This is a genomic window from Psychrobacter sp. NC44, from assembly GCF_904846655.1.
In the GTDB taxonomy this organism is placed as follows: Bacteria; Pseudomonadota; Gammaproteobacteria; order Pseudomonadales; family Moraxellaceae; genus Psychrobacter.
In genome coordinates, this window is record NZ_CAJHBN010000016.1 from 32404 (window position 1) to 54894 (window position 22491).

Here is a 22491-nt window from a genome sequence, read left to right on the forward strand (position 1 = left end):
CGACTGCATGACAGAGTACATAACAATGACTATACTGTGCCTGGTGTATCTCGCGGCGAATAACCAAAATGCTGCTTATAAATGCGTGAAAAATAACCTTGATCGGTATAGCCTACTCTATGAGCGACCTCATCTATAGTCACGTAGCTTTTGGTTTTTAAAATATGATTGGCCTGCTTTAAACGCAATTCTTTGACCCAGTCTGAAAAAGTATAAGGTAGTTCGGAAAACAGCTTGTGTAAGTATCTGACAGAGATATGACAAGCAGCAGCGACCATCGCTGGGGTTAAATCAGGGTTCTCTAGATGCAAATAGACGTAGTGCTCGATGCGCTTTAGATGCACCGACTGTATGGAGGATCTGGTACTCATCATCACCTCTTTCGGGGCGCTTAATGTCAATACAATAAGACTAAGCAGTTGCTGCTCTAGTATTTTAACCTCGAGCTCAGCCAGCTTATTACTATGAATAAGCGTTAGTATTTGACCAATTTGAAATACCAGTAACCTGCCTGCCCCTTCATCAATAGACAGACTGCGGGCAAACTGCCGCTCTATAGTACCCATTTGCGGGGTTAGTAGCGCTAAAGGCACTTTAATCACATACAGTGATGCTTCGTGCAAATGATAAAACTCATAAGGTAAGCTGGACAGTTCAATAAAAAATTGACCGGGTTTAGAGGTCAGCTGCCGTCCTTTTTGGGTAAAACGAACGTCGCCTGTCATAGGAAAAGTAATTAAAATACTGTCATCAATATAGCCAGAGCTCTGTCTGCCGCGATTATAGTGCACAGTATTAGCATGATAGTGCGAAACACCTATCTTTAGAAGCTTAGCATGTTGCAAAAAACCAGAAAACTTATTCGGTTGCCTGAAACTAACTTCAAGATCAAAATAAGTCTCATTGATGGTATGTTTCCAATCGAAGGCACCTAAGGTTTGCATGCGATCCGTTGCTGGCATCTCTAACCCTGAGGGGCTTAGAAGATTTTTATTCATTGATAAATCATGTGCAGCGATGTCTTTTGTTTTATCTGCTAGCAAGGTTTGATGAGAGGTATTTTGATAACGATTTGGCTTTTGATTTGCATTCATCCTTGAACACTCAATATATGGTATACAACTGTACTGATATCCTATCAGTTATTCATCAATAATCCTCCTTTATATCATAAAATAAAAAAGGATTTAGGCATTAAATACTCTTTAATGCCTAAATCCTTGAGTTGGTTTTTCTTTATAACCTGCTTTTATAGACTTGCTTTATGCTGCTCGAGTCAGCTTATAAGTTCCAGTCTCATGCAGCTCTGCTTGCCAGCCATTTTTAATGACCACAGTAGTGGTTGGCTCTTGGATAAGCGCAGGGCCTGTGACCAATGCACCAGCACCGAATTTTTCACCGTCATAGATAGGCGTATCAATCCAGTCATAGGACTGATCAAACAGCATCTCGCGGCTACCCGTTTTAGCATTACTGATATCCCCTTGCTGTGCTACTAGACTCGGTAGTTTTGGCTTACTGATTTTACCAATTACCGATACCTCAATGTTGACCAGCTCGACGTGACTATCACGCTCATCATAAGTATAAAGTTCACGATGGCGATGATGGAACAACTCTAAGATGGTGCTGACGCTATCAGCATCGAGCTTACCATTCGGTATCAGCACGTTACATTCATGCACCTGGCCAACATAGCGCATCTCCATGGTACGCTCGATAGTGATATCTTCATCTGTAAAGCCATCTTCTAGCAGCTTTTGGACACCTTGCTCCTCAAGTTCTTGTAGCTTGGTATTGAGTGCTTGCAGCTCTACATCTGGTGCAAGGATCATCATTTGTGTCGCTAAGTAGTTATACTTGATATCAGAGATAATCTGACCAAAGGCACAGAGACAGGATGCAATTTTTGGTATTAAAATAGTCCCTATTCCCATCTCTTCGGCCAGAGCAATAATATGCATGCCAGCTGCTCCGCCTGCGCAGACTAGCGCAAAATCCCGAGGGTCATAGCCTTTTTCGATAGTAATACGGCGAATGGCATTAGACATGTTTTGATTAACGATAGCACTGATACCAAATGCGGCGTGATCTAACTCGATGTTTAGCGGATCAGCGATGTGTGTTTGCACCGCTTGTACCGCTTTGTCTTTGTCTAAGGTCACACTGCCACCTAACACCGCATTTGGCTGTAGATAGCCCAATACTAAGTTTGCATCTGTGACGGTTGGCAAGTCACCACCTTTACCATAGCATGCTGGTCCAGGCGTCGCGCCAGCACTCTGAGGACCGACCTCTAGCATACCAAAAGTATTAACATGCCCAATAGAGCCACCGCCCGCCCCTAATGTTTCTACATGAATCATAGGTACGCCAATACGATTACGTAAGAAATCAATATCGCGGTTGAGGCTGGTTCTGCCTGCCTTCGCCATGGTGATGTCAAAAGAAGTACCGCCCATGTCGACCGTGATAATATCGTCAATTCCAAAAGGGTTAGCAATATACAGACCCGCTTGTGGTGCAGATGCTGGCCCCGAGTTAATGGCATTTACCGCACGCTCTCGCATGATACTACCAACTGCAAGCCCGCCATTAGACTGGAAATAACGTACGGGCTGCTCAGCGCCTAACGCCTTAAAGTAGTCGTCAATCTTATGGACATAAGATGCCATAACTGGGCTTAAATAAGCATTTACTAGGGTCGTTGAGGTACGGGTGTATTCCTTAATCTGTGGATATACGTCACTACCACAGCAGACGAATACCCCTGGCATATGCTGTTCAACAAGCTCTTTGGCGCGCTGCTCATGCCGAGTATTACGAATAGACCAGACGAAGGAGATAGCAACGGCCTGCACGTCTTTTTCCTTAAGTGATTTGATTGCATCGAGTACGTCTTGCTCGTTTAGCGGTTCGTGCTCAGTACCATCAGCTAAAATACGACCACGGATAGGGAAGCGGCGGTCACGCGTGGCAATTTGTGGCGCTGGCGGGTAGCTAGCATCATAGCGGTGCCCTTCTTCTTTATGCCCTAAACGTATCTCGATACTGTCTTCATGGCCTGCCGTACATAATAGCCCGACCTTCACCCCTTTCATCTGAATCAAGGCGTTTAGCGCGACGGTCGTACCGTTGATGCATAGGTCGCAGGCTTGAATAATCTCTTCAATAGGACGGTCAAACTGCGTGGCGATTTGCTGTAAACCATTAGCGATAGCCAGGGTGCCATCCTCAGGGGTAGATGGCGCTTTAAATAGATGAACATCACCACTTTTTTCGGCCAAAACAAAGTCAGTAAACGTCCCGCCAGCATCGACGCCAATTCGGAAATCATTTTTCATAAGTCATCCTTAACTCAAATTATGTAATATCATCAGCTAGTTTTGGGTTTTATGCCGTCAGCTTACGACGTAAAGCATCCGTCTCTGCTTCATTGACCGCCAGCGTTTGTGGGTCAATAACCACACCGTACTCAGTCTTAGCCGCTGCTACTGATATGACTCTTTCTTCTACATCTTTTAATACTGCGGGTACAGACCGTACAAACGAGCTGCCATAGCCGCCACCGCCTGGATTGGTATTACGCGCACGGTCACCCGGTTGAATTTCAGTTATTATGTTTTGCTTATGCAGATCAGTGACGCCATCCTTATAGATAATCTCTAGTCGGCCTAACTTAAGCTCAGGTGATATTTGTTCTGCGCCTGCAGCGCCCATTGTCGGATGCTCACGACCTTCTCCAAACGCTACTACCGTCATCTCATGACCTAACGGCTCAACTTCCCATACGGTACCGCAAGCATGCCAGCCGTCCATTTGCTGAGTCGCGCCAGCACCAGAGATAATAGAGGCCAAAATCATAGTGACGTATTGTTCCCCTGTTTTTGGGTCAATACCTGAGATGTTGATACCTGAGGCATGACCCCAGGAAGCAATCACACGATCTGGCGCGGCATCTTCAAATGCCATACGCACGGCATCGGTCAAGGTTTCCATCGGCGTGGTGGTACAGTTGACATGAGGGGCAGGCTCTTTGGCATTACATAGCGTGCCATGCTCACCCAAGTCTACTGTGACACAGCGGTATAAACCTTCGTTGTACGGCGGATCTACTTGGGCAAACATCATCAGCCCTAGCAGTACACCAGACATCGAGTTGCCTGCATAGGAGTTAATGAAGTAAGGTACTTGCGGTGGACTGGTAATCTTGATATGTACATCACTGTCTTTAATCTCAATATCAGCGCTAATGGTCAAATCACCTAAACCGTGACCCGAGTCTTCTAATACTGCTTCGCCATGATACTGACCATCTGGGATAGATGAGATCAATGAGCGCATATGGGTATCAGCCATATTCTTTAGCTCTTCAATCGCCGCACGGACGGTCTCTACCCCATACTTATCTAGCAGCGCAATCATGTTACGCTCGCCGACGGCACAAGCACCATATTGAGCATTAAGATCGCCTTCTTGGTTACGACGAGAACGCATATTACTATGAATTAAATTAATGACATCACAACGTCGAACACCTTTTTCCCATATTTTGATAGGCGGAATGCGCAACCCTTCGGCGTATATTTCTTTAGCGTCTGGATTATATCCTGCCGGCACGGGACCACCGATATCAGTGACGTGACCTTTGCATACTGTCCAAAATACCAACTCGCCTTTATAAAACACTGGCTTATACATACAGCAATCTAGGATATGACTGCCCATCATCACGGGATCGTTGTGATAAATAACGTCGCCTTCATGAATGTCATCACCATAATATTCGGCAACAGCTTTCATGGCTGGCATGAGTGAGCCTAGATGAATAGGAATATCCTGACCCTGTAAAATCATCTCAGGCAGATGATCAAACAAAGCATTACTATAATCATGAGCTAAGTTGAAGACGCTAGAGCGTGCGGTTTTTTCTAGGGTTGTCGTCATTTCGCGCTGTGCCGTTTCTAAGGCACCACGTACGACGGACAAGGTAATAGGATCAATTGAAGTGTGAGCGTTGCTCATGTGAGACTCCTTGTCTAGAAATTTATATCAGAAGATATGAGTGGCTCTGTAAAATATAGCGCCCAATGTGGCCGTCAATACTTAACAATTACACTCATTCTTTATATGGCTGTCATTCATCCTAATGACGAAGCTTTTTTACTATAGCGAGGTTTTTGGTAAATTAATTGGCTGACAGTGCAGAGTTTTTGACTGTGAGTGCACACCTGTATAAATAAGGTTTGTGATTTCAGCTTTTGGAGAGAATGTTAACAATAAAGAGCGTTTGCAATAAAAAAGACAATGCATCGGTTATGATGCACTGCCCTATGAATTTACGTCTTTGACTATTTATTAGTTTAGTTTTAAGTTTACAGCCACACTTAAGCGTATTAAATGTCTGACATCAAGAAAAAATGCCGTCGTCAATAATACAGTCTTAAGCATAATCGTGTGTACCACGAATAGGATAGTTGTTTTCTGGATTTCTGATAAAGGCTAGACCATTTGCCAAGGCTTCCAGCTCAGGTCTAGTAAAAGGAGCGTTGGAGATATCTACAATCTGAATCTCCCCTTCTGTATTGATAACAAACAAGCCGGGCTCTGCAAATGGATGATCGGTTTCTTTCTCTGAACGTGGGTTGGAGATATAAAGACCCAGAATTTTCATTTGTTCAACGGTCAGATCATAGGCGATAGGAAAGCTCACATTTATTTTTTCCAAATGACTTTCTACCTGCTCTTTGCTGTCACCTGAAACAGCGATTACGTCGACACCCGTTTCATTAAATGCTGATTTTAATGTTTCTAACTGATTGAGGTATTTGGTGCAAATGGGACAGTGTTGACCTCGGTAAACAACCACCATTTTCCAGTCATGACCATTTTCGGGCTTGCCCAATAACGTCATGTCACCATTATAAGTGGGTACTTCGATATTGGGGAATGTTGCACCAGCAATGATTTTTGGGTTGTAGTTTGCTTGCATTGTTTCGTCCTTATAGTTTTGAGTTAAAAATATTTAATATCAAATTTGAGTGTTTGCTCAATTTGGTGTGTATTGATACTACAAGTAAAAAGCCGACGGTGAAGTCGGCTTTTTGTTATTAACTTGGTATAAATTGAAAGTTTTTATCTCTGTAGATATATGATGGGTCAACATAGTTGTTTATCAACTAATACTAACCAGTCCGACTCATATGAATATGCTGGCAATTAACAGCGCAGACTAGTTAGCGTTATGACAGAAGCGTCTGGCGTTACCAATGCTGAGCATTATATTCGAGCTCACCCTACTACCAAGCGCATCAATTGGGTACTAATATAGCCACCGAAAGTGCCTACCGCATAGCCCAGAATGCCCAAAAACACCCCAACTGGCGCTAGTGATGGGTGAAACGCAGTTGCGACAATGGGTGCTGATGATGCACCGCCAGTATTGGCATTGGAGCCGACTGCCAAAAAGAAAAACGGCGCACGGATCATTCTAGCCACAGCAAAGATAATGACAACGTGAATGCTCATCCATAATAAACCAATAAGGAGCAGTCGCCACTGCGAGACGATACCCGCAAGATTGATTTGCATACCAATGGCAGCAATCAAGATAAAGATAAATACCGTACCAATTTTGGAAGCGCCCACATGATCAAGGCGACGTATCTTGGTAAAGGAAAAAATTACCCCTATCAAGGTTATAATCACAACCATCCAAAAGAACGAGCTGGCAAAGCTATATTGTACTGCCCAGCTATAGGGTGCAAAAAACCCTGCAATTTGCCCACCAACAAAGTGTGCGACACCCACCATAGCAAAGCATAAGCCAAACATCACCATCAAGTCATTTAAAGTTGCTGGACGAGCATTGTCACGCTCATAATTCTCAACCGCCTTAATCACTTTATCAATACTACTGGTGTCTGCCCTCAATAGCCTATCTATCTTATCGCTATGCTTCGCCAATACCAAGATAGCCAATAACCATAATGAAGCATTGGTGGTATCGACCAAAATCATCATCCCAAATAAATCATCACTGACGCCAAACAATTCCTTCATCGCTGCTTGATTTGCCGCGCCGCCGATCCAACTACCCGCCACCGCCGAAAACCCACGCCATAGCGTGTCATCGGTAAACATCTCAGGCGATATCCATTTAGCGACACCCAAGCTTATTGGACCACTGATAATAATCGCGATACTGGCGGCGAAAAACATGGCGATGGCTTTCCAGCCTAGCCCCAATATCTTTGGTACATCCATCGACAAGGTCATTAACAGCAAACTTGCTGGCAACAGATAAGTGGCAGTAAAGCCATAAATCTGTGAGCCAATACCGTCAGCGAAGACGCCTAAACTATTAAGCGTTGCAGGTATAAAGCAGCACAGCACGATACCTGGCAATACCGCATAAAAGCGCTGCCAGAATTTACCGGGTAATCCTTGGGTATAAAAAACCAAACCGATAATGGCCATAATGATGCCAAAGGCCAATGGCAGGCTATCAATGGTTAAATGAGAAATATCGGGCATCAAATAGCTCCGCAGCACACGATGAATAAAAGCTTGTTAGTATAGACAAGGCGAAAAAAACGCGCAAGCAGCGATCGAATAAACACAAAAAAGCCAGATAACGAGTATCTGGCTTTTTAGTGCTATCTTTAGGCGATCAAGCAATTAATAACTTTAATCACCAAATATAACAGTATTACGAGTTGTTACCACGGTTGCCGCCGTTTGGACGACCTTGGCCACGGCTGTCAGAACGACCTGCTGGGCGACCTTGGCTGCCACTTGGACGACCACGACCTGTTGCAGCACGCTCACCACGTGGAACGCCAGTGCTATCGCCGCGGCTAGGAGCACCAGTGCGCTTGCCTTGATACGGCTTGCCACCTGAACGCTCGTTTGGTTTGCCTGACGTGTCACGTGGCTTACCTTGATAACCGCTGTCATTGCTAGCGCGTTGACCAGTTGATGAGCTGTCACTTGAGCGACCGCGAGCATTAGCAGGATTACCTTGATAGCCACCACCCGCGCGACCACGGCCTTGACCATTACCACCGCCGCCGTTTGAACGACCACGGCCACGACCACGACCATTACCTTTGTTTTCGCTAGGTACATAAGTCTTCTTAGGCTCCATGCCTTCGATGATACATACTTCCATTTTGCGATCTAAGTAACGATTGATAGCGTTTAGCTGTGGACGATCATCCATGCTACACAAGCTGATAGCGATACCAGTACGACCAGCACGACCACAGCGACCGATACGATGGACGTAATCTTCTGTTTGACGCGGCAAGTCATAGTTAATAACGTGCGAGATAGCTGGGATATCTAGACCACGAGCGGCAACGTCAGTCGCTACTAGGATTTTGACCTTGCCATTACGCAAGTCTTGAACGATACGGTTACGCTTGCTTTGTGGCAAATCACCATGTAGGAAGCTGGCTTTATGACCCGCTTCTTGTAGTTGTTTAGCCAGTTTTTCAGTGCTACGTTTGGTAGCAGCAAAGATAATGATCTGTTCCATATCTTGCTGGCAAACGATTTTGTCAAGTAAGCGGTTTTTGTGATCAAAATCATCACAGTAGTACACTTTTTCTTCGATGTGTGCAGATTCTACTTTGATTGATACACGCTCAGGGTTCTTAGTGAAGCTGGCAGCGATTTTACCTACTGGGCCATCCCAAGTTGCAGAACACATAATCGTTTGACGATCAATTGGTGCAGCACGAAGGATGTCACTGATATCATCAGCAAAACCCATGTCTAGCATACGGTCAGCTTCATCAAGTACCAAAATTTCTAGGCTTGATAAGTCAACACGACCAGCATTGATATGGTCAAGTAGACGACCTGGGGTCGCAACGATAACTTGAACGCCTTTTTTCAACGCAGTGATCTGACCATTGTATGGTGCGCCGCCAACTAAAGGTACGCAGAATAGACCACGCATGTCTTTAGAATAAGTACGTACGCTATCATGTACTTGCTGAGCAAGTTCACGCGTTGGCGTTAAGATAAGGGCTTTAGTTAGTTTATCAAAGCTAGTGGCACGGCTTAAACGGTCAAGTACAGGGATAACGAATGCCGCTGTTTTACCACTACCGGTTTGCGCAGACAATAGTAAGTCACGACCTGCTAGAGCAAAAGGAATCGCTTGTGCTTGAATAGGTGTTGGATTGGTATAACCACTGCGATCAAGCGCGGTCAAAATCGGCTTGGCAATGTCTAGTTCAGCAAAGGTAATTTGATCTTCATCAGTCGCGTCAGGAGTAGCCGCTTGATTATTAGTATCAGTATTTGGAGTATCAGTGTTTTCGATGATGCCGTTTTCAGCGGCGATTGCAGATAAAATATCAGTCATGAGAATCCTTGGTAAGTATAAGTTGCTGTAAATTCAGCAAGCTTGATGCATACCACTGATAACCGTTCACCACGCTGCCTTTATTAAAGAATTACCGGACCACATGTAAGTGTCGATAATCAGAAGCCAAGCCAATAAAGCTTAGAGCCTCTACAATAAATGCGTTCGTGCTGTCTGACGTATTTTGGTGGTAGTGCCGAGTGTCTCATCCTTGTTTGATATAAGCGTATTATTAATGCTTTGTCCAAAGCAAATAATCGCGAATAGCAACCAATTTAAACCACATTTATGGTTCGGTAGATAAGATATGAGTCAAAAATAACTGCTATTTTCATTACAGGTTATTTAAGTACACAAAATCATCGGCAACAATTACTTATGGTCATCCTAGACCCAAAATCGCAGGCGATGTTATCAATCTCATAATTCACGAAAGCCTAAGCTAACGTGGCGACGCAGTATAGCACAATAAAATATTATATGTAGCTATTTATTAAATTTCTCGGTAAATAGAGCAAAATTACTTATAGATGTACGCATTCAATATGCTGAGTAATAAGACAATCAGCAGTATTATTGGCGGCTATCGCACCATTTTAACTTCGGTGACATACGTCGGCAGCTGCCACGCACCGCCCGCTTCAATCATACGGCAAAGCCCTGTAGTACTTTCATGACTTTTTTCAAATGCCTTACCTGTCCATATCCAATCAGTCTTGGTTAAACAATCACCGATGCCGCGACCTTTTTGTACGGAAGTGATTTTACCCTTATCATAGCCAGTGGCGTTGGTGGTTATCAATGTCGGTTTATAAGGTTTACTGTCATTGATGACCCAGATGCCTGCACCAGTATTATAAGCGCCCGTCCAGCAATCATGTTGTGCCAACAGCTGTGAGCCGTTCAGTCGGCTCACACGCCATGGTGATTTGTCTGATAGATTGGGACAGTCACTATCCGCATCTTTCATCGTACTTTTCATCAGCGCCGCTAGTTGCGACGATTTCATCACAAACTTTCTATTGTTACTAGCGACGGCTTTCGGATTGGGCGCCACAAAGCGAAGTTTTGGTGCTGACTTGAGTGACAATACAGTGCTATTTGATTTGGCGGCACCATCAGTATTGATAAAGGCAGATGACGTCCCTACTCGACCTTGGGCTTCATCTGCTTTGAGCATGACGGCACTAGCCCCTTTATCAGACAGTTGCCAGCGTGAGTTACGTAGCACTAGCTCAATTTTGCTTGACTTAGTCAGTGCTTCTAGTAGCGCTGTGACTTGTGTTGGGGTCAGGTCAGCATTACCTGCTGCAGTTGAAAAAGGCTTGGTTTCGCCATAGTCTCTACCATTGATGAACAATGATATACGATGACGATTGCCAAGTTGCATCAAGGCTTTAGATGAGCTTTCTTTAGCACCGCCCAGCTTTACCTTGCCATCCACACCAGCATTTGCACCTGCACGGCGTATGAGCAATACCGATATAGGGAATTCGCTATTGTTTTCTGCTTGATAGCCTGCCAGCCGGCACGTACGGGTATTGTCGCAGACTACCTGCCAGTCTTGATTGGTAAATTCAACGCCATTGCTGGCCATCGTCGCTGTACTAAATAAAGCTGCGCTGATAGCAGCAAACATAGGTAATCGTATTTTATTTTTTATCATCAATAAGAGTATCTTTTTTATTTTTTTAGGATGGGTGGTTAAGTTGGCTTTGTATTGCAATATTGAGTATCGATCAGCATCTATCTGTTGATCGTTATAAATGGCGCTGAGTTTGGTATTGATAACTTTTAATTCGCTAGCCATCGCCTGTCGTGAGAAGTTGATCCGTTTACGGTTATCATCCTTCATAATCATTATCCATCAATATAGTCAATCTTATTTCAATCAGATATTCTGTCTGATTTACTCAGTCTATTATAATAAGTGGCTCTATTCGCCTTGCTGGTGTCCCAGTAATATTAAACCAATCAAATAAGCACTATAGATACCCGCTCATTAAGATGTTATATGCTTGAGGTACTCAAGCTATCTTAACGTACTAAGGTTTCTATCTGTTGTACTAATGTATCATTGTGTAAACAGGTAAGTATATCTCTATTTTAATATAACCATATATGAATATAGAATAGCAAGATGTCGGATAAAATCAAGGCTGATAGGCTATTTGCTTATCAGCCTTGATTTTATTAATGCGTCTCTTATCGATAGGTTTAGTCAATAGGCTTTAATGACAGGTCTACGGCACGCTTAACAGCTGGACGTTCAGCAATTGCCTGTGCCCAGCGCTTCACATGCTTGTAGTCATCAACTTGCAGGAACTCGGCGGCATCATAGAGCTTTCCAAGCACCAATTGTCCATACCATGCCCAAATAATCATATCCGCAATGTTATAATCGGCTTCGTTGTCGCCACACATATATGTGCTGTCTTTTAGATGGGTATCCAGCACATCGAGCTGGCGTTTGGTTTCCATAGTATAGCGGTTGATCGGGTACTCTAGCGGTTCAGGTGCATAAGCATAAAAATGTCCGAAGCCGCCACCTAAGAAAGGCGCACTGCCCATCTGCCACATGACCCAAGACAAACACTCTGCCCGTGCTTTGCCAAGTGACAAAGGCATAAATTGGTCAAATTTTTCTGCCAGATACATCAAGATAGCACCAGACTCAAAAAGTGCTATCGGCTCGCCAGCTATATCGGCAGAATGATCAACCAAGGCTGGAATTTTTGAGTTAGGGTTTATGGCTACAAAGCCAGAACCAAACTGCTCTCCTTGAGAGATATCAATTTTATAGGCATCATATTCAGCACCTTTAACACCAATCTCGGCAAGCTCTTCTAACAGGATATTAACCTTGACGCCATTTGGCGTATTCAACGAGTACAGCTGTAATGGCGCAGCGCCTACTGGCAGCGCTTTCTCATAGCGCGCACCCGCTGTTGGGCGATTGATACTAGCAAACTTACCACCGTTTTCTTTGTCCTGCGTCCAAACCTTTGGTGGTACATATTTATCGTTTTGCCCATCGGTATGATTGCAACCTTTGTTATTTTCCTGACTCATAATATATCCTCAATTTATCTTTATCGTATTGTTGATGCTTCTACTTATATCGTCGGTAGTCAATCCAATCTCATATGATTGAGATGAAATTAACTATACTGCATATCTGTTGGCTTAAGTCGTTAGCGAGGGTTTACTATAACGATAACTAACCCTGATATTAAAGCCCTCTCTTGTAAGCAGTGTTAATATTATTATCTCTAAACACAGAATTCTATAACCTCAACCGCCAGCCGTTACTTTGATTCCCTTTTATTATGATTGAGTCTTTCTTATACTACTCGGTTGGTATAGCGAATTAGTCGTCAATAGACTATTTTGTTCATTTTATGATGGGATATCTAATGAGATTTACATGGTAACGCTAACCCCGACACAAGATAAATACTTGCCCTATGTGCTAGCGGTGGCGCTATTTATGCAAATTTTGGATGCCACTATATTAAATACGTCATTACCGCAGATGGCACAGGCGCTGGGTGAGTCTCCATTAAAAATGCAGTGGGCGGTGATCAGTTATGCGCTAACTTTGGCCATATTTATTCCCATCAGTGGTTTTTTGGCGGATAAATACGGCACGCGCCGAGTATTTTTGGCAGCGATTATTATCTTTTGTATTGGCTCACTGCTATGTGCTGCGTCACCAACGTTGGATTTTTTGATTGGCTCACGGGTTATACAAGGCATTGGCGGGGCGATGATGACGCCTGTGGCTCGCTTAATATTGGTCAAATCCTACCCACGCAATAAGCTGCTGACCGTTATGAACTTTGCGGTAATTCCTGCTTTGGTAGCACCGCTAGTAGGACCGGTCTTAGGTGGCTATATCGTACAATATACCAGTTGGCATTGGATATTTTTGATCAATATACCGATGGGTATTTTTGGCTTTATCATGGGCAAAAAACTGGTTCCGGCACTATTTGAGGATACCAAGCGGCTTGATTGGACAGGATTTTTATTGTTTGCGGCAGCGGCTTGTGGGTTTACGCTTGCTGTAGAGTTCGGCTCACAGACTGGTCGAGGGTTTTATGGGTTGTTGCTTAGTTTGGTGGCCAGTTTATTGATAGGCGCTTATATCTGGCACGCCAAGCGTCGTCAAGCACCGTTGTTCCCCTTGAGTTTGTTTGACATTCGCACCTTTCGTATTGGCATCACTGGTAACCTATTCACGCGCTTAGGTATTAGCGCCGTACCGTTTTTGCTGCCGCTGTTGCTGCAAGTGGTGTTTGAATACTCACCGTCGCAGGCAGGTTGGCTACTCGCGCCCATCGCGGTCGGTGCTATCGGGATTAAACCATGGGTCAGTAAAATTATTCAGCGTTATACTTATCGCAAAGTGCTGGTCTTCAACACGTTTTTGATGGGCACGCTCATTATTGTGTTGGCACAGTTTACCGATGCCTCACAGTGGTTATGGTTTATCCCTATTTTGACCATAATGGGCGCTTGTAATTCTATGCAATTCAGCGCGATGAATACGATTACTATTGGTGATTTGCAAGGCGCTCAAACCAGTAGCGGCAATAGCTTGATGGCGGTCAATCAGCAGTTAGCGATTAGTTTCGGTATTGCTTTTGGGGCAGCGGTACTGACGCTGTTACGTGAAAGGCTACAAATGGATACGCTGACAGCGTTTCAAACCACCTATTGGATACTTGGGGTCTTGACCATTCTCTCGGGGCTTTACTTCTTACGACTTAAGCCCGAAGATGGACGCGGCTTATACTGAGCCGCTGATATTTGGATTTTGAATAAAGAGTTTGAAAAAATATTGATTAAGCGTTGATTTTGTCAGCAGTGCAGATAGCACGCGTTGTCAAATATGAGACATAAAAATGCCAGCATGTGAGTGATTATAAACCACAAGACACGCTGGCATTTTTAGAGCATATTACGGCTCATTGCATCAACAATGAACCATTAAGGCGCGTCATCATCCATTTGTGATTGGATATAGCGCTCAACCCCAATGCTTTCGATCAAGTCTTCTTGAGTCTCTAACCAGTCTTGATACTCTTCATTACCATCTTTTAGCGTCACCAATAGCTGGCGTGACACATAGTCAGACTTTGTTTCACATAGAGTAATGGCATCGGTAATGATCTCGAATTTTTGTTTTTCTAGGCGCAAGTTGCATTCGATAATCTCTGGCACATCTTCACCGATGAACATCTTGCCGTAATCTTGCAAGTTTGGTAAACCGCCTAGCAATAAAATCCGGGCAATCAGCTCATCAGACCATTTCATCTCAGCGATGGATTGTTTATAGAAACTCTCATTGAGGGCTTCTAATCCCCAATGGCGCGCAATGCGCGCATGTAAAAAGTACTGGTTGATGGCAATCAATGACTGTCCGAGCACTTTATTTAAAGCGCGAATAACCTCTTTATCCCCTTTCATTATCTCTCTCCCTTTCATGCCGTTATTTATGCTAAATACTATGGTTATTGTTCATATCTTCGTGACATTAAACAAGATTGGGAGTGACTTCAGCCATTTGGCTTTGCAGATAATTGGGCAGACTAATCATATCAATTAAGCGCAACTGTTGCTCAAGCCAATGCGCATGATCTTCTTCAGTGTCTTTTAGTTGTTCTACCAACATCTCACGCGTGACATAATCGCGCTCTGCTTCACAGAGAGCAATACCGTCTTTTAAGTGCTGTTGTACTTGATACTCTAGCTCAAGGTCAAGTTGCAGCATTTCAGGAACTGTCGCGCCGATATTGATGGCATTTACCGTCATTTTCGGCGTGCCGCTCAGCATTAGGATACGGCGAATAATAGATTGGGCATGTAGCGTCTCATCTGCCATCTCATGATGGATACGGTCGTACAATTTGCCATAATGCCACTCAGCATACATTTCTGAGTGAATAAAATACTGGTCACGGGCAGCAAGCTCACCGCCTAACAAAAAATTCAAATAATCAATGACTTTTGGGCTACCTATCATAACCTATACTCCCCTATTTATATTTTACAGATCACCGTACATTCATAATTATCCATATAAGGATAGTACTATTGGTAAACTGATCAGTAAAGATCAAAATCAACAAAACGTCTTACAACGTGAGACAGATATAGTAGCATATAGGCGCTATACAGCTTGTAATGTTATGAACTAAGAATAAGATGCTAATTGAGAATCATAATTAGCTAGCTTTAGTAATCACTGATTTATCGCAACAATGGCTGCTAATGATGCTCAATATCATTGTAGTAGGTGTATGAGTAAAGTTATATGGACGCTCGCAACTTACCCTTTATGTATAATGACCAAAGGATAAGTGCGGAATATTGAATGTATGTGGTATCGAGGCGTACTAGTGATATTGGTGTAATGAGGTGATGAACAGCTGGGTAGTAAATCTCTGGTTTGATAACGCTTAGACAGCGTAAGCCAAGACATCGAGTCTCGCATGATGCTCATCTAGGTAATCGTTAACCATCGGTTCGCAGCAGCCACAGCAAGTCGCAACATCGAGGGTATCTTTTAGACCGTCAAGGGTATCGATACCTGAAGCAATGGCTGCTTTGATTTGCTTTTCTTTTACGTCATTACAGATGCATACGTACATGGTCTGGCTCCTCTGAATACCGCTATTCGGTAACTGCTTTTATTGCTCATAAATTTAGTGCATTGATGATAAAAATGGTGATTAGAGTGTTTGTCTTGATATTCACGGTCATTTTTATGGCTTGATGTATAATAACGATAACTATTATCATTTGCAATAGCATTTGATATATTATTGGTATAAAAGTACAGTCATCAAAGTAGAGTTATATTGCACGCAGTTAATTGATGTAAGTGAATATAAGCGTGCGTGTAACCGAATATGATGAAAGGTAGTAAATTAACGACGAACTGTAATTTAGCCCATTTTTTAATCGATTTTGTAGATAACTGCTGTTATATTGAACCCCTATTAACAAAGCCCAATTGGAATTGTTCTATGTCTGATAATAATTTTACGATACGACCTATCGAGTTATTTAAAGTCTTATCTGACCCGACGCGCTTAAAAATATTTCAAATTCTATTTAACAAAGAATCGCGCTGTGTTGGTGAGTTGGTAGAAATACTAGATCAACCACAGCCAACAATATCGCGTCATTTGAACCATTTAAAGAAACTCGGCATTTTAAGCTGTGTTCGCGACGGTACGTGGATGTGGTATGAAGTCGCTGACGACTTGCCAGAATGGTGCCAAGAGATTTTGGATATTACTTATAAACAAATATCTAGCAAAGATATCGATATGTCCAAGCCTGCTGAGATATGATGACTATCTAGCATTATTGCTATCAACATTTGATCTCAATAACGCTAGATACCAAATGAAATTGAGACCTGCTTTAACCCATAAAAAAAGACCTACAATAAATAGGTCTTTTTTTATGGGTGATAATAGAAGAACTGCACCAAATTTTACTATGCCAAATCTAAAAAATCACTAATAAACGCATTGGCTGGTTGGTGTATCAGCTCCTCCGATGTGCCTACCTGCTCTACCCGCCCTTGATTCATGACCACGATCTCATCTGAGACGGCGCGGGCTTCTTCTTGATCGTGAGTGACCATGATACTGGTAATACCAAGCTCATGGTGGATGTTCTTTAACCACGTGCGCAGCTCTTTACGTACCTTGGCATCGAGTGCACCAAAAGGCTCATCGAGCAACAATAATTTTGGCTTCACTGCTAAGGCGCGTGCCAGCGCAATCCGCTGACGCTGACCGCCTGATAATTGATGCGGATAAGCATTGGCAACTTGTGGTAACTGCACCAAGTCTAATAGCTCAGCAACGCGCTTATTGATATCTGCCTTACTTGGCCGCTCATTCTTTGGTAACAAGGTCAGTCCAAAGGCGACATTATCGGCGATATTTTTATGACGAAACAATGCGTAATGCTGAAACATAAAGCCAATATGGCGCTTTTGTACTGGCGTATTGGTCACATCCATCTCATCAAACAATATCTGCCCTGAATCAGCATATTCTAAGCCGGCGATAATGCGTAACAACGTCGTTTTGCCACAGCCTGATGGTCCCAGTAAAGTGGTCAGCTTGCCAGTCGGCACGGTGATATTGATATTATCTAAGGCGGTAAACTGACCGAATTTTTTATTAACGTTGCGAATCTCGATGCTCATAATGGGTTCTCTTATTATATCTTTGCTATGGTGGCAGATTTTTTGGTTACCGCATTTACATTATTAAATTAAATCTAATGCCAGCCCTTTCAGACCAAGTGTAGATAGTATTACTTATCCGAAATTTCAGCGGTTGTTGCATCAGTAGTATTGGTAGCCTTCGTAGCGTTGGCACTTACCAGTAATTCAGGCACACTTGCCAGCCGTTCGGACTTGGCAAATTTGCGCTCTTGTAGCTTAGTCATGACTTGTTGAATAAGCAACGTCACGAGCGCCAGCGCGGCAAGTAGGCTTGACAAGGCAAAAGCGGCGGTAAAGTTATAATCATTGTAAGCAATCTCAACCAGTAGTGGCATGGTGTTGGTCTCGCCACGAATATGACCAGATACCACACTCACCGCCCCAAACTCACCCATTGCCCGCGCATTGGTCAAAATCAAACCATAAAGTAGTGCCCATTTGATATTGGGTAATGTCACATGCCAAAACGTCTGCCAACCAGTTGCGCCCAAGGTCAATGCCGCTTGCTCTTCAGAGTCGCCTTGCGTCTGCATCAGCGGTATCAGCTCACGTGCTACAAAAGGGAAAGTAACAAACAGCGTTGCCAATACAATACCTGGAACCGCATAAATAACTTGGAATCCCATGCTTTCAAGCCAGCCGCCAATGGTGGAATTGAGTCCGAATAGTAAAACAAACATCAGACCTGCAACGACGGGTGATACTGAAAATGGCAGATCAAGCAAGGTGGTGACCAGCTGCTTACCTTTAAACTGATAGCGCGTCACTAACCATGCAATTGCGATACCCATCACCATATTAATCGGCAAGACGATAGCCGCGGTAATTAACGTCAGCTTAATGGCTTGCAGGGCTTCTGGGTCAACCAACGAGGCAATATACAACTGCCAGCCACCTTTAAAGGCTTCATAGAACACAGCCAGCAAGGGAATGACCAACATGATGACCATAAATAGCACTGCGATGACGATAAAGGTAAGGCGTATCCATGGCGTATCTTTAGTCGCTGCATTGCTCTGGTAGTCATAGCTATTAGATATTTGCATTAGCGAGCTCCTACACGGCGCGACAGTTTCCACTGCACAATGTTAATGGTCAATAAGATCACAAATGAGATCAGTAGCATAAATAATGCAACCGCAGAAGCCCCTTGAACATCAAACTGCTCTAGTTTACTAATAATAATGAGCGGTAAAATCTCTGATTGCATGGGGATATTGCCAGCGATAAAGATAACCGAACCGTACTCGCCAGTGGCACGAGCAAACATCATGCCTGCACCCATGAGTAAAGCGGGCAAAAGCTCTGGCAAAATTACTTTGCGAAACGTCGTAAAACGATTGGCGCCCAATACCGCGGCTGCCTCTTCAAATTCGACCGATAGCTCAGCGAGTACAGGCTGTACCGCACGGACAATAAAGGGGAAACTGACCACAACCAAGGCGAGCCAAATACCTATAGGTGTAAAGGCGACCTGAATGCCAAATTTATCAAACCACTGACCAATCAAACCATTAGGGGCATAAAGGGTCGCAAGCGAAATGCCCGTGACCGCCGTTGGTAATGCAAATGGTAAATCAACTAGCGCATTAATCAACGACTTACCCCAGAACTCGTAGCGTACGAGTACCCAAGCGACCAATGTGCCAAACACCATGTTGGTCAGCATCGCCAAAAATGACATCCATAAGCTTAGCTTGATAGCAGCAGTGACTTGCGGCTGACTAATCGTCTCCCAGAATCCAGTCCAACCCATCTGAGTCGTGGTGTAGGCCATCATGGCAAACGGTAATACCACCAGTAGCGACAAGCTAAAGACCGTGATACCCATGCTCAGGCCGAACCCTGGCAGCACATTGCGTTGGCGCAAACGTGTTAACCACCCTTTTTTTGCAGGGGCTTCGCTGGCAGGAGATGTTTTTGCACTCATAATGATGTCCTATTGCCTAACCAATCGTACTTAGCGATGATTACTATTTATTGTTATTGCTTCACGTGGGTTTTCACTATTGATACTTAAAAAGAGCACTTAACAGAAAGCATTTAACGATGATGTCGTCCATAAAACCATGCTATCAGGTAGTTATTAGTGTGCTTACGGTATAAAGGACATAGCGTATATGACCATGTCCTTTATAAGGTTCTGCATGACTAACGGTGTGACTGACTGCATTTGCTAGCGCAGTAGCTTCTCTTATGCACTTAGCAAGTGATTACTGCGGTGCGTTAATGGCGAGCTGGTCGAATACACCGCCATCGCTGAAGTAGGTACCCATGATTTCATCCCACGTGCCAAAGGCATCATTTGGACGGAAGGTTTCGATTGGTGGTAATTTATCACCATTTTTATCAAGGACGCTTTTGACGCTAGGACGCAAGTATAGATTGGCTGCTAGCTGCTGGGCAGGCTCGCTCCATAAGTAGTCAAGATAAGCTTTTGCGGCATCCGTTGTGCCTTTTTTATCTGTCACTGACTTGACAATCGCAACAGGGCTTTCTGATTTAATAGAGTATTTAGGATAAACGATATCTACTTTACCCGCACCGAAATCAGTGGCGGCAAGGTTGGCTTCATTTTCAAAAGTCACTAGGACATCACCAATACCACGTTGAACGAAAGTGGTGGTCGCGGCGCGCCCGCCATTTTCATAAACTTTGACGTTTTTGAGCATGTCTTTCACGTAGTTTTTGGCATTGGTCTCGTTTTTATCAAAAGCATGTAAGCCATAACCATAAGCGCCCAAGAACGCATAACGACCATTACCGGTCACTTTTGGATTTGCCATGACGATCTCAACGCCTTCTTTGGTCAAATCTTCCCAGTCATTGATACCTTTTGGATTGTCTTTACGGACTAGGAATACGATGGTGCTGGTAAAAGGAACGGCATTGTCTGGGAATTTACTTTCCCAATCTGACTCAACCAAACCCTTTTTCTCAAGTAACTCAATATCAGAGCCTTGGTTCATGGTAGCGACATCTGCTTGCAGACCATTGGCAACCGACAGCGCTTGTTTGCTTGAGCCACCATGTGACTGCTTGATTAGAATATTGCTGTTTGGATTTTCCGCTTTATAATGCTCAACGAATAATGGGTTGTAGTCTTTATAAAAGTCACGTGCCACATCATATGAGACGTTCAGTAGCTCAATATTTTGACCTTCTGTGGCAGCGGTGCCATCTGCATTAGCAGTCGTCTCTGTCTCGCTATTGCTACAGCCAGCCAGCCCCAAGGTTAATGCAACGCCTGCAATGCTCAAGACGTTACGTTTTTTACTTTTTTGTTGATAGTGCAAAGCGTATGTCATAAATCCCTCAAAGGTATCTGTTAAGTAATGCAAGTATGCTAACAGTGCCATCTTATTATGTTTAATGATGAATATGCGTATGTTATTGCCAAAATGGAATAACAAAGGGATAAATACAAGGTTATCAATCACTTAAATAGTATCGTTAATACATAACGCTGACACACTACTAACTACCCGCTCTGGCTCATACAAATTGAGCACTTTGAGTATGTATCAGGCCATTGACAATCTCTTGATAAACGGCTCCCTACTTCACTCTTGCCAGCTGATCAAAACGCCCACCATCGACAAAGAAAGTGCTCATGATCTGCTCCCAATAACCAAACACTGCTACCGGCTCAAAAGTCTCAATATCAGGCAAAGTTGCTTTGTGAGCTGCCAGCACTTGTGGGTTACTTGGACGCATATACATCTCTGCCATCAGCTCTTGTGCTGGGGTGTCCCATAAGCCTTTTAAGTAAGCATTCGCCGCTGCCGTCTTGCCGTCTTTGTCAGTGACGGCTGTTACGACCGCCACTGGGTTCGCAATCACAATAGAATAACTGGGATAAATGATATTGACCTGTCCTTTGGCAAATTGCTTGGCGGCTAAATGCGCTTCATTTTCGGTCGTGATGAGCACATCGCCCAGCCCGCGCTGAGTAAAGCTGGTCGTTGCGGCGCGTGCGCCATTGTCATAAGTGACCACGTTTGCCAGTAGCTTTTTGATAAAATCATCCGTTTTGGCAGGACTTTGCATCGTTTCTTTAAATTGATGTAATCCGTAACCATAAGCACCCAAAAACGCATAACGCGCGGTGCCACTGGTTTTCGGGTTTGGTATCACTACGTCGATATCGTTACGCGCCAAGTCCGACCAGTCTTTGATGTTTTTGGGGTTACCATCGCGCACCAATAACACCATGATACTGGTATAAGGCACCGCATTGTTCGGGAACGCTTGCTGCCAATCAGCTGTGACCAAGCCTTTTTTCACCAACAGATTCATATCACTTTCTTGGTTTAAAGTGACTACATCTGCTTGCAGACCATTGGCAACCGACAATGCTTGTTTGCTTGACCCACCATGTGATTGGTTGATATTGACCTGACTGTCTGAATGCTTTTGTTGATAATCTGCGCTAAATAAAGCGTTATAATCTTTATAAAAATCGCGTGATACATCATAAGAGACATTTAATAAACTGATATTTTTTGCATCACCTGTCGCGTTCGAGCCGTCTTGTTGAGTGGCTTCGGTAGGATTACAGCCTGTCATTAGCATGGCAAAGGCTAGTACGCTACCAACTTTAACACTGATATTGGCTAGCGGCATTGGCGTCTTTTTATCCTCAATAAGGGTATGCAGGTTAGCAAAATGACTCTTTTGAGATATTTGCTGAATACTTTTGTTATCTGGTTGCATGGGTGCTCTCGATAATGTTGATAATAGAAGCGTTTTCCACAGCATTAACAATCTTATTAATGCTCATAATTCTTTGGATGCGGTTCTATGGATAATGAGAAACATGCTAACAGCATGTGAGTCAAATGCTTAGTGA

17 protein-coding genes and 1 pseudogene are annotated in these 22491 nt (G+C 43.7%); 2 read left to right on the forward strand and 16 right to left on the reverse strand.

The genetic code is table 11. The features are described 5' to 3' along the window. Positions 1-29: 29 nt before the first annotated feature. The 8 genes from JMX95_RS11380 to yghU all read right to left on the reverse strand — a co-directional run bounded on the left by JMX95_RS11380 (position 30) and on the right by yghU (position 12451). Entirely contained in the window at positions 30-1094 is a 1065-nt protein-coding gene (locus JMX95_RS11380) for an AraC family transcriptional regulator (RefSeq protein WP_201560860.1), read from the reverse strand. Positions 1095-1262: 168 nt separating this feature from the next. Then, positions 1263-3344: a hydantoinase/oxoprolinase family protein gene (locus tag JMX95_RS11385; RefSeq protein WP_201560861.1), complete on the reverse strand. Its 2082-nt coding sequence runs from the start codon at positions 3342-3344 to the stop codon at positions 1263-1265. Between the two features lie 49 nt (positions 3345-3393). Then, positions 3394-5025, reverse strand: coding sequence for a hydantoinase B/oxoprolinase family protein (locus JMX95_RS11390; RefSeq protein WP_201560862.1), 1632 nt, complete (start codon positions 5023-5025; stop codon positions 3394-3396). 418 nt (positions 5026-5443) lie between these two features. After that, the gene (locus JMX95_RS11395) at positions 5444-5992 is read right to left on the reverse strand and encodes a peroxiredoxin-like family protein (RefSeq protein ID WP_201560863.1); all 549 of its coding nucleotides are present in this window, start codon (positions 5990-5992) and stop codon (positions 5444-5446) included. Between the two features lie 299 nt (positions 5993-6291). Further along, complete coding sequence (locus JMX95_RS11400) at positions 6292-7536, reverse strand: DUF819 domain-containing protein (RefSeq protein ID WP_201553838.1); 1245 nt, start codon at positions 7534-7536, stop codon at positions 6292-6294. A gap of 175 nt (positions 7537-7711) precedes the next feature. After that, on the reverse strand, positions 7712-9379 hold the full coding sequence (locus JMX95_RS11405; protein WP_201560864.1) for a DEAD/DEAH box helicase: 1668 nt from the start codon (positions 9377-9379) through the stop codon (positions 7712-7714). A 583-nt stretch (positions 9380-9962) separates the two neighbouring features. Beyond that, complete coding sequence (locus tag JMX95_RS11410) at positions 9963-11234, reverse strand: DUF1176 domain-containing protein (protein ID WP_227676054.1); 1272 nt, start codon at positions 11232-11234, stop codon at positions 9963-9965. Positions 11235-11596: 362 nt separating this feature from the next. Then, a complete protein-coding gene (gene yghU, locus JMX95_RS11415) occupies positions 11597-12451 on the reverse strand; it encodes a glutathione-dependent disulfide-bond oxidoreductase (protein WP_201560865.1) in 855 nt (284 codons plus the stop codon). A gap of 355 nt (positions 12452-12806) precedes the next feature. Between yghU and JMX95_RS11420 the strand changes: the two genes are divergently transcribed. Continuing rightward, entirely contained in the window at positions 12807-14183 is a 1377-nt protein-coding gene (locus JMX95_RS11420) for a DHA2 family efflux MFS transporter permease subunit (RefSeq protein ID WP_055125460.1), read from the forward strand. Between the two features lie 191 nt (positions 14184-14374). On the opposite strand, the gene bfr (JMX95_RS11425) is transcribed toward JMX95_RS11420, so the two are convergent. The 3 genes from bfr (JMX95_RS11425) to JMX95_RS11435 all read right to left on the reverse strand — a co-directional run bounded on the left by bfr (JMX95_RS11425) (position 14375) and on the right by JMX95_RS11435 (position 16038). Continuing rightward, positions 14375-14854, reverse strand: coding sequence for a bacterioferritin (bfr, locus tag JMX95_RS11425; protein ID WP_045447317.1), 480 nt, complete (start codon positions 14852-14854; stop codon positions 14375-14377). Positions 14855-14921: 67 nt separating this feature from the next. Then, positions 14922-15410 (reverse strand): bacterioferritin, encoded by a 489-nt coding sequence (gene bfr / locus JMX95_RS11430; RefSeq protein WP_045456174.1) that lies wholly within the window; start codon positions 15408-15410, stop codon positions 14922-14924. 436 nt (positions 15411-15846) lie between these two features. Next, the gene (locus JMX95_RS11435; protein ID WP_045447323.1) at positions 15847-16038 is read right to left on the reverse strand and encodes a bacterioferritin-associated ferredoxin; all 192 of its coding nucleotides are present in this window, start codon (positions 16036-16038) and stop codon (positions 15847-15849) included. A 378-nt stretch (positions 16039-16416) separates the two neighbouring features. Between JMX95_RS11435 and JMX95_RS11440 the strand changes: the two genes are divergently transcribed. Next, positions 16417-16746, forward strand: a complete 330-nt coding sequence (locus JMX95_RS11440; RefSeq protein ID WP_045456178.1) for an ArsR/SmtB family transcription factor — start codon at positions 16417-16419, stop codon at positions 16744-16746. Between the two features lie 152 nt (positions 16747-16898). Here the strand turns inward: JMX95_RS11440 and JMX95_RS11445 are convergent. The 5 genes and pseudogenes from JMX95_RS11445 to JMX95_RS11465 form a co-directional block, all read right to left on the reverse strand. Continuing rightward, positions 16899-17618: pseudogene (locus tag JMX95_RS11445) on the reverse strand (sulfate/molybdate ABC transporter ATP-binding protein); the annotation flags it as partial. Between the two features lie 110 nt (positions 17619-17728). Further along, positions 17729-18685 (reverse strand): sulfate ABC transporter permease subunit CysW, encoded by a 957-nt coding sequence (cysW, locus tag JMX95_RS11450; protein ID WP_045456181.1) that lies wholly within the window; start codon positions 18683-18685, stop codon positions 17729-17731. Then, positions 18685-19569, reverse strand: a complete 885-nt coding sequence (gene cysT / locus JMX95_RS11455) for a sulfate ABC transporter permease subunit CysT (RefSeq protein ID WP_193007384.1) — start codon at positions 19567-19569, stop codon at positions 18685-18687. Before cysT ends, cysW begins: the two co-directional genes overlap by 1 nt. A gap of 283 nt (positions 19570-19852) precedes the next feature. Then, positions 19853-20947 (reverse strand): sulfate ABC transporter substrate-binding protein, encoded by a 1095-nt coding sequence (locus tag JMX95_RS11460; RefSeq protein ID WP_201560866.1) that lies wholly within the window; start codon positions 20945-20947, stop codon positions 19853-19855. A 250-nt stretch (positions 20948-21197) separates the two neighbouring features. Then, a complete protein-coding gene (locus tag JMX95_RS11465) occupies positions 21198-22265 on the reverse strand; it encodes a sulfate ABC transporter substrate-binding protein (protein WP_201560884.1) in 1068 nt (355 codons plus the stop codon). Between the last annotated feature and the right edge of the window lie 226 nt (positions 22266-22491).

Excerpts from the sequence above, each read along its gene's own strand:
- bfr (WP_045456174.1), bottom strand. The coding sequence starts at position 15,410 with ATGATAGGTAGCCCAAAAGTCATTGATTATTTGAATTTTTTGTTAGGC.
- JMX95_RS11385 (WP_201560861.1), bottom strand. The coding sequence starts at position 3,344 with ATGAAAAATGATTTCCGAATTGGCGTCGATGCTGGCGGGACGTTTACT.
- cysW (WP_045456181.1), bottom strand. The coding sequence starts at position 18,685 with ATGCAAATATCTAATAGCTATGACTACCAGAGCAATGCAGCGACTAAA.
- yghU (WP_201560865.1), bottom strand. The coding sequence starts at position 12,451 with ATGAGTCAGGAAAATAACAAAGGTTGCAATCATACCGATGGGCAAAAC.
- JMX95_RS11405 (WP_201560864.1), bottom strand. The coding sequence starts at position 9,379 with ATGACTGATATTTTATCTGCAATCGCCGCTGAAAACGGCATCATCGAA.
- bfr (WP_045447317.1), bottom strand. The coding sequence starts at position 14,854 with ATGAAAGGGGATAAAGAGGTTATTCGCGCTTTAAATAAAGTGCTCGGA.
- JMX95_RS11400 (WP_201553838.1), bottom strand. The coding sequence starts at position 7,536 with ATGCCCGATATTTCTCATTTAACCATTGATAGCCTGCCATTGGCCTTT.
- JMX95_RS11460 (WP_201560866.1), bottom strand. The coding sequence starts at position 20,947 with ATGACATACGCTTTGCACTATCAACAAAAAAGTAAAAAACGTAACGTC.
- JMX95_RS11420 (WP_055125460.1), top strand. The coding sequence starts at position 12,807 with ATGGTAACGCTAACCCCGACACAAGATAAATACTTGCCCTATGTGCTA.
- JMX95_RS11440 (WP_045456178.1), top strand. The coding sequence starts at position 16,417 with ATGTCTGATAATAATTTTACGATACGACCTATCGAGTTATTTAAAGTC.
- JMX95_RS11410 (WP_227676054.1), bottom strand. The coding sequence starts at position 11,234 with ATGAAGGATGATAACCGTAAACGGATCAACTTCTCACGACAGGCGATG.
- JMX95_RS11395 (WP_201560863.1), bottom strand. The coding sequence starts at position 5,992 with ATGCAAGCAAACTACAACCCAAAAATCATTGCTGGTGCAACATTCCCC.
- JMX95_RS11435 (WP_045447323.1), bottom strand. The coding sequence starts at position 16,038 with ATGTACGTATGCATCTGTAATGACGTAAAAGAAAAGCAAATCAAAGCA.
- cysT (WP_193007384.1), bottom strand. The coding sequence starts at position 19,569 with ATGAGTGCAAAAACATCTCCTGCCAGCGAAGCCCCTGCAAAAAAAGGG.
- JMX95_RS11380 (WP_201560860.1), bottom strand. The coding sequence starts at position 1,094 with ATGAATGCAAATCAAAAGCCAAATCGTTATCAAAATACCTCTCATCAA.
- JMX95_RS11465 (WP_201560884.1), bottom strand. The coding sequence starts at position 22,265 with ATGCCGCTAGCCAATATCAGTGTTAAAGTTGGTAGCGTACTAGCCTTT.
- JMX95_RS11390 (WP_201560862.1), bottom strand. The coding sequence starts at position 5,025 with ATGAGCAACGCTCACACTTCAATTGATCCTATTACCTTGTCCGTCGTA.